We start from the raw sequence: 14,052 nt of genomic DNA on the forward strand, positions 1-14,052 counted from the left end.
GCCAGACAGAATGACAGACCTCGACCAACTCAAGACCGATGCGCTGACCCGTATCGAAAATGCTCCCGATGCGGCTGCGCTCGAAGCGCTGCGGATCGAATTTCTTGGTAAGCAGGGTTCGATTTCGGGGCTGATGAAGACGCTCGGAAAGATGTCGCCCGAAGAGCGGCAGGTGCAGGGGCCGTTGCTGAACAGCCTGCGCGGCGATACCGCCGACGCGATCGCCGCGCGCAAGGCGGTGCTGGAGGAGGCCGAACTCGAGGCGCGGCTGGCGACCGAAGGCATCGACCTGACACTGCCCGCGCCCGAAACGCCGAAAGGCTCGGTCCACCCGGTCAGCCAAGTGATGGACGAGCTCGCGGAGATCTTCGCCGACCTTGGCTTCTCGGTCGCCACCGGGCCCGAGATCGAGGACGACTGGCACAATTTCACTGCGCTCAACATGGCCGAAACGCACCCGGCGCGCGCGATGCACGACACCTTCTATTTCCCCGATGTGGACAGCGAAGGGCGCCGCATGTTGCTGCGCACGCATACCTCGCCGGTGCAGATCCGCGCGATGGTCGAGCGGGGGGCACCGCTGCGCATCATCGCCCCGGGCCGCGTCTATCGCAGCGACAGCGACGCGACCCACACGCCGATGTTCCACCAGATCGAAGGGCTGGTCATCGACCGCGATATCCACCTCGGCCATCTCAAGTGGACGCTCGAGACCTTCCTCAAGGCCTTTTTCGAACGCGAGGATATCGTGCTGCGGCTGCGCCCCTCCTATTTCCCCTTCACCGAACCCTCGGTCGAAGTCGATGTCGGCTGGCAGGATGTGGGCGGACGCCGCGTGCTCGGCGGCGACGGCGATGCGCCCGGCCACGGCTGGATGGAATTGCTCGGCAGCGGCGTGGTCAACCGCCGGGTGATCGAGATGACGGGACTCGACCCGGACGAGTGGCAGGGGTTCGCATTCGGCGTGGGTGTCGACCGCCTCGCCATGCTCAAATACGGGATGGATGATTTGCGCGCGTTCTTCGACGGCGATCAGCGCTGGCTCGACCACTACGGCTTCTCGCCCTTCGACCAGCCGACGCTATCCGCCGGGGTGGGAGCAGGCGCATGAAGTTCTCGCTCGAATGGCTGACCGACTTCCTCGACACCGAGGCCTCGGTTGCCGAGATCGCCGCTGCGCTCAACGCCATCGGCCATGAGGTCGAAGGGATCGAGGATCCAGCGGACAAGCTGGCGGGGTTCCGCGTCGCCAAGGTGCTCACCGCGGACAAACACCCCGATGCCGATAAGCTGCAGGTGCTGAGCGTCGATACGGGTGACGGCCAGCCGCTGCAGGTCGTCTGCGGCGCGCCCAATGCCCGCGCGGGGATGAAGGGCGTGCTCGGCCTGCCCGGCGCGGTCGTTCCGGCCAACGGCATGGAATTGCGCAAGAGCGCGATCCGCGGAGTCGAATCGAACGGCATGATGTGCTCGGTGCGCGAGCTCGAACTGGGTGACGAGCACGATGGCATCATCGAGCTGCCCGAAGACGCGCCCGTTGGCGCCAGCTTCGCCGAATTCAGCGATGCCTCGCCCGTCTTCGACGTAGCCATTACCCCCAACCGGCCCGATTGCATGGGCGTCCTCGGCATCGCGCGCGATCTCGCGGCAGCGGGGCTGGGCAAGCTGAAGGCCCTCGCCGTGCCGCAGCTCGCTGGCGAGAGTGCCTGCGCGGTCGAAATCCGCACCGACGATCCCGAGGGCTGCCCGGCGTTCTACGGCCGTACAATTTCCGGCGTGACCAACGGCGCCTCGCCCGAATGGATGCAGCGGCGCCTCAAGGCGGCTGGCCAGCGTCCGATCTCGGCCATCGTCGACATCACCAATTACGTGATGCTCGCCTATGGTCGCCCGGCGCATGCCTACGACCTCGCCCGGCTATCGGGCGCCGTCGTCGCAAGGCGCGCCAGCGATGGCGAGCAGGTGCTGGCGCTCAACGAAAAGACTTATACGCTCGATGCGAGCATGACCGTGATCGCCGACGATGCCGGCGTCCACGACATTGCCGGCATCATGGGCGGCGAACACTCGGGTGTAACCGATTCTACCACCGATGTGCTGCTCGAAGTGGCCTATTTCGACCCCGAGCGGATCGGTGTGACCGGCCGCAAGCTCGGCCTTGCCTCGGATGCGCGCACGCGTTTCGAACGCGGTGTCGATCCGGATTTCCTCGACGATGGCCTTGCGCTGCTGACCGAACTTATCGTGGACAGCTGCGGCGGCACCGCGAGCGAAGTCGTTCGCGCCGGACAGGCACCGGATGAGCCGAAGACCGTGCAGTACGACCCGGCGCTTACCGCCCGCCTCGGCGGGATCGAGGTGACTGAAGACGAGCAGCGCCGCATTCTCGCAGCGCTCGATTTCTCGGTTGCTGCGGACTGGAAGGTCACCTGCCCGGCGCGCCGCCACGATATCGAGGGTCCGGCCGACCTGGTCGAGGAAATCGTCCGCATTTACGGGCTCGACAAGGTCGAGAGCGTCGCGCTGCCGCGAGTCGAAGGCGTTGCGCGCCCGACCGCCACCCCGCTGCAGAAGCTCGAACGCAAGCTGCGCCGCGCCGCCGCCGCGCGCGGCCTCAACGAGGCGGTGACGTGGTCCTTCCTGCCGACAGCCGAGGCCGAGCATTTCGCGCCTCGGCAGGCTCAGGATGAGCGGGACCAACTGTGGGTTCTCGACAACCCGATCAGCGAAGACATGAAGGCGATGCGCCCTTCGCTGATCCCCGGCCTGCTCGCCGCCGCCAAACGCAATGCCGACCGCGGCGCGCCGGGCTCGCGCCTGTTCGAAATCGGGCGACGCTATTTCCGAGGGCAAAACGGTGCCAGCGACGAGAGGCCGACTCTCGGAGTCGTCCTTGCCGGGGACAAGGCGCCGCGCGCTTGGGCCAGCGGCAAGGCGCAGGGCTTCGATGCCTATGACGCCAAGGCCGAGGCGCTGGCCTTGCTCGACGCCGCCGGCGCGCCGGTCGGCAACCTCATGGTGATGGGCGAGGCGGGCGACCAGTTCCACCCCGGCCAGTCGGCCACGCTGCGGCTCGGCCCCAAGAACGTGCTTGCCCGTTGCGGCGCGCTGCATCCGAGCACGCTCAAGGCTTTCGATATCGACGGCCCGGTGATGGCGGTCGAGATATTCCTCGACGCGGTCCCCGCGAAGAAGGGCGGCGGGGCCTTCGCCCGCGCGCCTTACGCGCCGCCAGCGCTCCAGCCGGTAACGCGCGATTTCGCCTTCCTCGTTCCTGCCGATCTTGCTGCGGGCGATCTCGTCAGGGCGGTGCGGGGGGCGGACAAGAAGGCCGTGGTCGACGCGCGCGTATTCGACGTTTTCGCCGGCCAGGGCGTGCCCGAAGGGAAGAAGTCGGTGGCGGTCGAAGTCGTGCTCCAGCCGGGCGAGAAGAGCTTCACCGAGGCGGAGATCAAGGCGATTTCCGACAAGGTAGTCTCCGCGGCCGCCAAGCAGGGTGCGGAGTTGAGGGGATGAACAAGACCGCTTTCGTAACGGGAGCCACTGCCGGGATCGGCGAAGCAACTGTGCGCACGCTCGTCGCCAGCGGGTGGCGATGCGTCGCGACGGGGCGACGCAAGGAACGGCTCGACGCGCTGGTTGCGGAGCTGGGCGCGGACAAGGTCCATGCTGCCTGTTTCGATGTCCGCAACACCGAAGCGATGGATGCGGCGATCGCCGCACTGCCCGGGCCGTTCGCGGGTATCGACCTGCTGGTGAACAATGCCGGTCTGGCGCAGGGCCTTTTGCCCGCGCAGGAGGCCGATCTGGAAAACTGGCAGACCATGATCGACACCAATGTGACCGCCATGGTCACGATCACGCGGAAGCTGCTGCCCGCGCTGATCGAGCGCAAGGGCGCGATCATCGCGATCGGTTCGGTCGCGGGCAGTTACGTCTACCCGGGCGGCAACGTCTATGCAGGGTCGAAGGCCTTCGTGAACCATTTCACTCTCGCGCTGCGCGCCGATCTCCACGGCACGGGCGTGCGCGTGACCAGCATCGAGCCGGGCATGGTCGAGACCGAATTCACGCTGGTGCGCACCGGCAGTCAGGAAGCCAGCGACGATCTCTATCGCGGCGCCGATCCGATGACCGGGCAGGATATCGCCGACATGATCAAATGGGTCGCCGAACTGCCGCCGCATCTCAACATCAACCGGCTCGAGCCGATGCCGGTGAATCAGGATTTCGCCGGCTTCCGCGTCGCGCGAGAGCGTCACTAGCTACCCCGTCGTCCCGGACTTGATCCGGGGCCGGCGGTTTATCTTTGCGCGGTGCCTCCCTAACTGGCGCTGCGCCATAGGAAGGCACCATCCCGGCTCGGGGGCCGGGATGACGATATTTGATACAGAGATTCCATGACCTCCAACCGCCGTACCTTCGCGATCATCTCGCACCCCGACGCGGGCAAGACCACGCTGACCGAAAAGCTGCTGCTGACCGGCGGTGCGATCCACCTTGCCGGCGAGGTCAAGGCGCGCGGTGCTGCGCGGCGCGCGCGCTCGGACTGGATGAAGATCGAGCAGCAGCGCGGCATCTCGGTGACCAGCTCGGTCATGACCTTCGAGCGCGAGGGCATCACTTTCAACCTCCTCGACACGCCGGGGCACGAGGACTTTTCCGAAGACACCTATCGCACGCTGACCGCAGTCGACAGCGCCATCATGGTGATCGACGCGGCCAAGGGTATCGAGCCGCAGACGCGCAAGCTGTTCGAAGTCTGCCGCCTGCGCAGCGTGCCGATCATCACCTTCGTCAACAAGGTCGACCGCGAAGGTCGCCCGGTGTTCGAACTGCTCGACGAGATCGCCGACATGCTCGCGCTCGACGTCAGCCCGCAGGCCTATCCGGTCGGCATGGGCGGCGAATTCGAAGGCGTGCTCGATTTCGAGAGCGGCTGCATCGCGCGGCCCGAAGGGCCGTCGAAGGAATTTGCCGGCACGCGCGATTGCGACGCCGACATTCCCGAGCGCTTTGCCGAGGAAATCGAGCTGGCGCAGATCGGCTATCCCGAATTCGACCTCGAAGCCTACCGCAACGGCGACCTGACCCCGGTCTATTTCGGCTCGGCGCTCAAGAATTTCGGCGTCACCGAGCTGATCGAGGCGATCGCGAAATACGCGCCGCCGCCGCGCCCGCAGCCCGCGGGCGAAGAGCAGATCGACCCCACCCGCGACGAGGTCACCGGCTTCATCTTCAAGGTCCAGGCCAACATGGACCCGAACCATCGCGACCGCATCGCCTTCATGCGGCAGGTCTCGGGGACCTTCAAGCGCGGCATGAAGCTCACGCCCTCGGGCCTCGGCAAACCGGTCGCGATCCATTCGCCGATCCTGTTCTTCGCGCAGGACCGCGAGGTGGCCGACACCGCCGAGCCGGGCGACATCATCGGCATCCCCAACCACGGTACGCTGCGCGTCGGCGATACGCTGTCGGAAAAGAACCAGATCCGCTTCACCGGGCTGCCGAACTTCGCGCCGGAAATCCTGCGCCGCGTGGCGCTGGTCGATCCGACCAAGACCAAGCAGTTGCGCAAGGCGCTCGACGATCTTTCGGAAGAAGGGGTAATCCAGGTCTTCTATCCCGAGATTGGCGGCCAGTGGATCGTCGGCGTGGTCGGCCAGCTCCAGCTCGACGTGCTGATCAGCCGTCTCTCGGCCGAATACAAGGTCGATGCGAAGCTCGAAGCCTCGCCCTTTGCGACGGCCCGCTGGATCAAGGGCGACGAGAAAGCGATGAACGAATTCGAGAAGTTCAATCTCTCGAACCTCGCCAGGGATCGCGACGGCGATCTCGTCTTCATGGCCAAGAGCCCATGGGACGTGAATTACCAGCAGGAAAAGAACCCCGACCTTACCTTCTCGGCGACGAAGGAGCGGTAGGCTTGCGGGGCGCGCGGCAAGGCGGCATGGCAGCGCCATGACGCTTCACGCCGGACCGACTTCGCAGACCTTCATCTCGCAGCGCATGCGGCTGCACTATCTCGACTGGGGCAATCGCGGAAAGCCGCCGCTGGTGCTCGTCCATGGCGGGCGCGACCACGCGCGCAGCTGGGACTGGGTGGCCGAGCAGCTGCGCGAGGATTACCACGTGGTGGCGATGGACCACCGCGGTCATGGCGATTCCGACTGGGTCAGCGACGGCAATTACTCGGCCAGCGACATGGTCTACGATCTCGCGCAGCTGGTCCATCAGCTGGGTGTCGGCCCGGTGACCATCGTCAGCCATTCCATGGGTGGCAACGTCTCGCTGCGCTATGCCGGGACCTTCCCCGACATGGTCACGAAGATCGTCGCGATCGAGGGCCTCGGGCCGAGCCCGAAGCGGCAGGCCGAGATGCGCAGTCGGCCCTATCCCGAGCGCCTCGCCGAATGGATCGGCAAGAAGCGCGCCGCCTCGGGCCGGAGCCCGCGTAAGTATGAGAGCATCGAGGCTGCCTTCGCACGGATGATCGAGGAAAACAGCTACCTCACCGAGGAGCAGGCTCGGCACCTCACGCTACATGGCGTCAACCGCAACGAGGATGGCACCTACAGCTGGAAATTCGACCCGCATCTCAATGTCTGGCCGGTCGAGGACATTGCCGACGAATTCCTCCACCAGACCTGGGCGGCGATCACCGCGCCCACGCTGCTGCTCTACGGCGCCGATAGCTGGGCCTCGAACCCGGAAGGCGACGGGCGGCTCGACCATTTCGCCAATGCCGAGGTGATCGAGTTCGAGAAAGCCGGCCACTGGCTCCACCACGACCAGTTCGACCGCTTCATGGCGACCTTGCGCGGATTCCTGTGAGCTGACGCCGGCGTGCGCCTCACCTTCGCCAGCTATAACATCCACAAGGGCGTCGGGCTCGATCGCAAGCGCGACCCCGAACGTATTCTCACCGTGCTGCACGAGATCGATGCCGATATCATCGCGCTGCAGGAGGCCGACCGGCGTATCGGCGAACGCGCGAGCGTGCTGCCACGCGCCGAGATCGACGACACCCGTTGGCGGGTGGTCGAGGTTGCCCGACGCCCGCGCAGCATCGGCTGGCACGGCAACGCGCTGCTGGTGCGGCGCAATATCGAGATCGTCGACGGTGAACCGCTCGACCTGCCCACGCTCGAGCCGCGCGGAGCGGCCTGCGGCGAGGTCGTGGTCGAGGGGCATCGCCTTCGCATCATCGGCACGCATCTCGACCTGTCGGGACTGCGCCGTCGCGACCAGATCCGCTCGCTGCTCGACTTCGTGCAGGACTGTGCGGGCGACCTGCCGACCGTCATCATGGGCGATTTCAACCAATGGGGTCGGCAAAGCGGGGCGATGCGCGAATTCCCGCCGGGTTGGCGTATCATCACCCCCGGCCGCAGCTATCCCAGCCGCCAGCCGGTGGCGACGCTCGACCGCATCGTTGCCAGCCCGCACTGGCACTGCGTCTCGCACGAGGTGCACCATACCGGCCTTTCGGCCGTGGCCTCCGATCACCTGCCCGTAGTGGCCACTCTTGAGTTGATGTAATTTTAGGCAGCTGCCTATAATTTAGGCATCAAGAGGTCCGCTTCTCGCGAAACCGCGCCTCTATCTCCCCCGAATCCCCGTTTGGCACGCACATTGCTGCAGGTGCGAATGCCGGTGCTGGGGCCGGTGACCATTTGAGGGGGTGTACGCGTGAAATTCATCATCGCCGTCATCAAGCCATTCAAGCTCGACGAGGTGCGCGAAGCTCTCGGCGGCATCGGTGTGGCTGGGATGACCGTTACCGAAGTCAAGGGATTCGGACGCCAGAAAGGCCAGACCGAAATCTACCGCGGCGCCGAATATTCGACCAACATGCTGCCCAAAGTGAAGCTGGAAATCGCCGCGAGCGACGACCTCGCACCGCAAGTGGTCGAGACGATCCAGCAGACCGCCAGCACCGAGGCGATCGGCGACGGCAAGATCTTCGTATTCGACCTCGCCAGCGCCACGCGCATTCGCACCGGCGAAACCGGCGACACCGCGCTTTGACGGACAGGATGGGACCCATGATGCTTCGAACTCTTTCTCGCAGCGCCGCCGCCGGCCTCGCGCTGTTCACGCCCGTAACGGCCTTCGCGCAGGAGGCGGTCGAGGCCGCACCCGCCGTGGCCAACCCCGGCAACAACGCCTGGATGATGACCGCCACGATCCTCGTGCTGCTGATGATCCTGCCGGGCCTGGCGCTGTTCTATGGCGGCCTGACCCGTTCCAAGAACATGCTTTCGACCATGACGCAGATCGGCGGCGCGGCCTGCCTCGCCATGTTGATCTGGGTGATGTGGGGCTATTCCACGGCCTTCGGGCCCGAGGGCAATGCCTTCGTCAGCTGGGGGAACCTGTTCCTATCGCAAGTGACGACCGACAGCACCGCGGCGACCTTCAGCGATGAAGTGATCAGCGAATATGTCTTTGTCAGCTTCCAGATGACCTTCGCTGCGATCACCGCCGCTCTGGTGCTCGGCGCGACGGTCGAGCGGTTGAAGTTCTCGGCCGCAATGCTGTTCACCGCGATCTGGCTGACGATCGTCTATTTCCCCATCGCCCACATGGTGTGGGCGGGCGGCGGCCTGCTGTTCGAAATGGGCGCACTCGACTTTGCCGGCGGTACCGTGGTCCATATCAATGCCGGTGTCTCGGCGCTGGTCCTGGCGCTCTTTCTCGGCAAGCGGCAGGGCTATCCGGCCGAACCCATGCCGCCGCACAGCCTGACGCTGACGCTGGTCGGTGCGGGCCTGCTGTGGGTCGGCTGGTTCGGCTTCAACGCGGGTTCGGAACTCGAAGCCGACGGCACTGCCGGCCTTGCCATGATCAACACCTTCGTCGCTACGGCGGCCGGTGCGCTGGCGTGGATGCTGATGGAGCGTTTCGCGGGCCACAAGGGATCGGCACTGGGCTTCGCCTCGGGTGTCATCGCGGGTCTCGTCGCGGTTACCCCGGCGGCCGGCAACAGCGGCCCCTTCGGCGCGATCGTGCTCGGCATCGTCGCCTCGGTGATCGCCTATTACGCGGTCGCCAAGCTCAAGCCCAAGCTCGGCTATGACGATGCGCTCGACGTCTTCGGGATCCACGGCGTAGCCGGGATCGTCGGGGCGATCGGCACGGGTATCGTCTATTCGCCCGCGCTGGGTGGGCCGGGCGACGCCGCCGAATACGCCATGGGCGCACAGGTGACGACGCAGATCATCGCGGTGGTCGTTGCGATCGCCTGGGCCACTATCGGCACGCTCGTTGCGACCTTGGCCACCAAGCTCGTCACCGGGCTGCGCGTTACCCCCGAGATCGAGAGCGACGGCCTCGACATCGGCGAGCATGGGGAGCGCGCCTACAACTGATCACCAGCTCGGCGGGGCGCCTTTCTCTCCTCTCCTCGGGTGTCCCCGCCCAACCGTGTTCCTCCTGCGAACACCGACTTTCCGGGCCGGAGATCGAATCTCCGGCCCTTTTTTGCGTCCAAGCGGGTGTGACTCTTTTGTTACGCTACGAAACGTTCGGTCTGTCGCGCGAAGGGTTTCGATTGTTTCTCCATCTGCATTGATTCATTCCCAATGTTACCACGAGAGAACAATCGCCGAGGAGAGTCAGCATGCCGTCATCCACCCACCGTCAGGCTTCGTTCGCAGCGCTGCTCATGGCAGGCACCGGCCTTGCAGCCATGGCGAGCCCGGCAATCGCCCAGGAGGCGGAGCAGGCAGAGGGGCGCACCAACGTCATCGTCGTCACCGCGACCAAGCGCGATTCGACCATTCAGGACGTGCCCTTCTCGATAAATGCACAGACGCAGGAAGACATCCAGAAATCGGGTTCTACCAATCTCGAGGACATCTCGCGCAATGTGGCGGGGCTCTCGGTCCAGAACCTCGGGCCGGGACAGAGCCAGGTTTCGGTGCGTGGCGTGTCCGCCGGCCAAGTTGTGCGCGACCAGCCCGGTGTGAAGGAGCAGGTCGGCGTCTATCTCGACGAGAGCGTGATCTCGCTTTCCCTGTTCACGCCCGATCTCGACCTGTTCGACCTCAACCGCGTCGAAACGCTGCGCGGGCCGCAGGGCACGCTGTTCGGTTCCGGGAGCGTCGGCGGGACGATCCGCTACATCACCAATCAGCCCGAGATCGGGGTGAGCGAGGGCCTTGTCGAGGGCAACGTAAATCTCGTCGATGGCGACGACATCGGCTGGCACTTGAAGGGCGCAGTCAATCTGCCGATGGGGCAGAACGCAGCCATGCGCGCGGTCGCCTATTACACCAAATACGCGGGCTTCATCAACGCGCTCGGCCCGGCCGGCGGCGAGGATGTGAACGACGGCGAACGCCTCGGCGGCCGCATCGCCTTCACGGTCGATACGGGCGAAGGCTTCTCGATCACGCCGCGCATCATCTATCAAAAGGTCGAGGCCAACGGTTTCAACCGGCAGGAGATCTACAACCTCTACGCCAACCCCTACACGACCACGCGAACCCCGGTGCAGCTGGGCGAGCGCGAGCAGTATCTGAAGCTGCGCGAGGCCTTCGAGGACAAGACGCTGATCGCCGATCTGGTGGTGGAGGCCGAGCTCGGCGCGGTCACCTTGACCTCGGTCAGTTCCTACACCAACCGCGACATCCTGGTCAGCCGCGATGCCAGCGCGCTGACCGGCTCGGTTTCGGTCGATCTGGGCTATCCCGCTTCGGGCGTGCTGCTGCCGTCGAACCTGCGCGACACGACCGATGTCGAAGGGATCACGCAGGAAGTGCGGTTCGCCTCGAATGGGTCTGGCCCGTTCCAGTGGGTGCTCGGCGGCTTCTATGCCTCGACCGACCGCTTCTATCGCCAGCGCCTGCCCACTCCGGGCTATGCTGCGGTCACCGATGCGGTGCTGGGCGCGGGCACCTCGGCTGCGGTGGCGAACGGATTCCCCAATCTCGATTCGCCCTACAATGCCGACTTGCCGTACCAGCTCGAGCAGATCGCGATCTTCGGCGAGGGCACCTATGCCCTCAGCGATGCCTTCGATATCACGCTGGGCGCGCGCTATTACGACTTCGAGGAAAGCCGCAAGTTCATTTCGGGCGGCCTGTTTTCCAATGGCGACAACGTGACCGACACCACCAAGTCGGACGGTTTCAGCCCGCGTATCCTGCTCAGCTACGACGTCAGCGATGCGGTGACGCTCAACGCCCAGGCATCGAAGGGCTTCCGTCTCGGCGGGGTGAACGACCCTCTCAATCTCAGGTTGTGCGATGGCGGCGCGCCCAATGGACCCGACCGGGCCCTGTTTGGCGGGTTCCAAAGCTATGACGACGAGACGCTTTGGAATTACGAGTTGGGCGCCAAGGCCTCCGGACGGGGTTTCTACGCCAATGTCGCGGGCTTCTACAACGACATCAAGAACCTTCAGACCACGATCGATGCCGGAAGCTGTTCGTCGCGGATCGTCTTCAATGTCGACAAGGCCCATTCGATGGGAGTCGAGGCCGAGTTCGGCTTCTCTCCGACGGTCGGCCTCGACCTGGTCTTTACCGGCAGCCTGATCGAAGCCGAATTCGATTCGACCCTGCCGGGGCCGCTCGCCGCGGCAACCGGCATTCGCGAAGGAAACCGCCTCGCATCGGTGCCGAAGTTCCAGTTCTCGGCCTCGGGCAGCTATGAATTCCCGGTCGCCGACAATGCGAGCGCCTATGTCTCCGCATCGTGGAGCCATGTCGGAAATCGCTATACCCAGCCGGGCGATCAGGAAAACAATCCGCGCACCTTCGTGCACGGTCTGCCTTTCGGCGGGGCGCCCGCCGGCGCTTCGACCACGGTTGACCTGCTGCTGCCGTCCTACGATCTCGTCAATCTCAACTTCGGGATCGACTTCGACAGCGGGTTGTCCTTGGTGCTCTATGCCAACAATCTGTTCGACGAGAATGCGCTGCTGAGCTTCGATCGCGAACGGGGTGGGCGAGCGCGTCTGGGTTATCGCGTCGGCACGCCGCAGACCTTCGGCATGACGGTGCGTCAGGCGTTCTGACAGCGACGGAGCTGGAACGAGACGGGCCGGGGGGCGACCTCCAGCCCGTATCTTCATCCGGGCAGGAGGAACAGGCCCACGAGGGCGATGCCGATCATCCACAGGGCGACAACGAACAGCAGGCCGACGGGAGAGGTGGGGCGCCGTGCGATTCGCGCGGCGACCTCGCGGCACTCGACCATCAACGCGGGCGGCACCAGGCGAACCGCGAGCCAGATGCCGGCTGGCACGAGGATGAGGTCGTCGATCAGGCCGATCACCGGAATGAAGTCGGGAACGAGGTCGATGGGCGATAGCGCATAGGCCGCAGTCGCACCGGCCACGATTTTCGCGACCAGCGGCGTGCGCCTGTCCCTGGCAGCGACGTAGAGCGCAACCACCTCGTCCTTCAGCGCGGCAGCCCAGCGCTTGAGGCTAGGCAGCAAGCGCAGCCCTGACGAAATCGGCACAGCGTTCGCCGATCATGATGCTCGGCGCATTGGTGTTGCCGCTGACGAGCCGCGGCATCACGCTCGCATCGGCGACATAGAGCCCCTCGATCCCGCGCGCCTTGAGCGTCGGATCGACCACCGCTTCCTCGTCGGACCCCATGCGGCAGGTGCCGACCGGGTGATAGACCGTATCGGCGCGATTGCGGATCAGCTCGTCGAGCTGCCCATCGTCGGCGAGGTCGATCGGATAGCGATCCCGGGGCTCGTATTTCGCGAGGCTCGGGGAGGATGCGATGCGGTGCGACAGGCGCACGCCCTCGCGCAGCGTCGCGATATCGCGCTCGTCGTCGAGGAAATTGGGATCGATCCGCGGAGCCATCCGCGCGTCGCCGCCATTGAGGCGCACCGTCCCGCGGCTTTCGGGCCGAAGCACGCAGGCGTGAAGCGAGAAGCCATGCCCCTTCACCCGTGTCCGGCCATGGTCTTCGAGCATCGCGGGAACGAAATGCCACTGGATATCGGGCGCCGGGGCATCGGGCATGACCGTCCAGAACCCGCCCGCTTCGGCATAGGGCGTGGTCATGGCACCGGTCCTCTTGCGGCGGTGCTCGATGATCGCCTTGGCCATTCGCACCGTCCCGGCGAGGCTATCGCCGATGAAGTCCTTGCTCTGCGTTTCCCAGCTCGACACGTAGTCGATATGGTCCTGCAGGTCGGCACCCACCGCAGGCTTGTCGAGCACGACGTCGATCCCGTGCTCCTTGAGGTGCGCGGCGGGACCGATCCCCGAGAGCATCAGGAGCTGGGGCGAATTGAAGGCGCCGGCCGACAACACGACCGCCCCACGCGCCGTGATCGTGCGCTCCTTCTTGCCGACCGAATAGGTCACCCCGGTAACACGGCCATCGGAGATCTCGAGCCGCTGGACGCTGACCCCGATGCGCACGTCGAGATTTTTGTCGCCGCGGCGCGGCTCGACATAGGCGCGCGCCGCCGACCAGCGCTCGCCGTTCCGCTGGGTCACCTGGTAGAGGCCGAAGCCTTCCTGCCGCGCGCCGTTGAAATCGGCATTGCGCGGCAGCTGTAGCTGTGCGGCGGCCTCGACAAAGGCGAGACTGCCGGGATTGGGCCATTTCTGGTCGCTGACCCAGAGCGGGCCGCTGGCCCCGTGGAATGCGTCCCCTCCGCGCACATTGTGCTCGGCGCGCTTGAAATAGGGCAGGACGTCCTCGTAGCTCCAGCCGGTGCAGCCGAGCTCTGCCCACTGGTCGTAGTCGAAGGAGTTCCCGCGAATATAGACCATCGCGTTGATCGCCGAGGAACCGCCGAGCCCGCGCCCGCGCGGCTGGTAGCCGATGCGCCCGTTGAGGCCCTTTTGCGGCACCGTCTCGAAGCGGTAGTTCGAGGCATCGCGCAGGAAGGGCATGAAGCCCGGCGTCTTGACCAGCATGGTATCGTTGCGCGGCCCGGCTTCGAGCAGGCAAACGCGCTTGCCGGCCTCGGCCAGCCGCCCCGAAACGGCGCTGCCCGCGCTGCCGCCACCGATCACGATGACATCGAATTCGTCCATGGACACTCCTCTCGATTCGAGAG

The 14,052-nt window shown here is 65.4% G+C and carries 11 protein-coding genes; 9 read left to right on the plus strand and 2 right to left on the minus strand.

Features of this window, described 5'->3' with window-relative positions; genetic code table 11:
• The first annotated feature begins 10 nt into the window (after window positions 1–10).
• From pheS to ACEQZ0_RS09010, 9 genes are all read left to right on the plus strand, one after another.
• Complete coding sequence (gene pheS / locus ACEQZ0_RS08970) at window positions 11–1,111, plus strand: phenylalanine--tRNA ligase subunit alpha (protein WP_370190485.1); 1,101 nt, start codon at window positions 11–13, stop codon at window positions 1,109–1,111.
• Window positions 1,108–3,516: a phenylalanine--tRNA ligase subunit beta gene (gene pheT / locus ACEQZ0_RS08975; protein ID WP_370190487.1), complete on the plus strand. Its 2,409-nt coding sequence runs from the start codon at window positions 1,108–1,110 to the stop codon at window positions 3,514–3,516. Before pheS ends, pheT begins: the two co-directional genes overlap by 4 nt.
• Entirely contained in the window at window positions 3,513–4,265 is a 753-nt protein-coding gene (locus tag ACEQZ0_RS08980) for an SDR family NAD(P)-dependent oxidoreductase (RefSeq protein WP_370190489.1), read from the plus strand. Before pheT ends, ACEQZ0_RS08980 begins: the two co-directional genes overlap by 4 nt.
• Before the next feature lie 135 nt (window positions 4,266–4,400).
• Complete coding sequence (locus ACEQZ0_RS08985) at window positions 4,401–5,924, plus strand: peptide chain release factor 3 (protein WP_370190491.1); 1,524 nt, start codon at window positions 4,401–4,403, stop codon at window positions 5,922–5,924.
• 37 nt (window positions 5,925–5,961) lie between these two features.
• Entirely contained in the window at window positions 5,962–6,834 is an 873-nt protein-coding gene (locus ACEQZ0_RS08990) for an alpha/beta fold hydrolase (protein WP_370190493.1), read from the plus strand.
• Window positions 6,835–6,846: 12 nt separating this feature from the next.
• Window positions 6,847–7,542: an endonuclease/exonuclease/phosphatase family protein gene (locus ACEQZ0_RS08995; RefSeq protein WP_370190495.1), complete on the plus strand. Its 696-nt coding sequence runs from the start codon at window positions 6,847–6,849 to the stop codon at window positions 7,540–7,542.
• 150 nt (window positions 7,543–7,692) lie between these two features.
• Entirely contained in the window at window positions 7,693–8,031 is a 339-nt protein-coding gene (locus tag ACEQZ0_RS09000) for a P-II family nitrogen regulator (RefSeq protein ID WP_219954901.1), read from the plus strand.
• Window positions 8,032–8,051: 20 nt separating this feature from the next.
• Complete coding sequence (locus ACEQZ0_RS09005; RefSeq protein ID WP_370190894.1) at window positions 8,052–9,374, plus strand: ammonium transporter; 1,323 nt, start codon at window positions 8,052–8,054, stop codon at window positions 9,372–9,374.
• Window positions 9,375–9,625: 251 nt separating this feature from the next.
• Window positions 9,626–12,028: a TonB-dependent receptor gene (locus ACEQZ0_RS09010; RefSeq protein WP_370190497.1), complete on the plus strand. Its 2,403-nt coding sequence runs from the start codon at window positions 9,626–9,628 to the stop codon at window positions 12,026–12,028.
• A gap of 53 nt (window positions 12,029–12,081) precedes the next feature.
• Here ACEQZ0_RS09010 and ACEQZ0_RS09015 read toward each other — a convergent pair whose 3' ends face one another.
• On the minus strand, window positions 12,082–12,453 hold the full coding sequence (locus ACEQZ0_RS09015; protein ID WP_370190499.1) for a YkvA family protein: 372 nt from the start codon (window positions 12,451–12,453) through the stop codon (window positions 12,082–12,084).
• Complete coding sequence (locus tag ACEQZ0_RS09020) at window positions 12,443–14,029, minus strand: GMC family oxidoreductase (protein WP_370190501.1); 1,587 nt, start codon at window positions 14,027–14,029, stop codon at window positions 12,443–12,445. The genes ACEQZ0_RS09015 and ACEQZ0_RS09020 overlap by 11 nt, the downstream gene beginning before the upstream one ends.
• Between the last annotated feature and the right edge of the window lie 23 nt (window positions 14,030–14,052).

Origin of the sequence: Qipengyuania sp. (assembly GCF_964227205.1) — a bacterium.
GTDB lineage: Bacteria > Pseudomonadota > Alphaproteobacteria > Sphingomonadales > Sphingomonadaceae > Qipengyuania.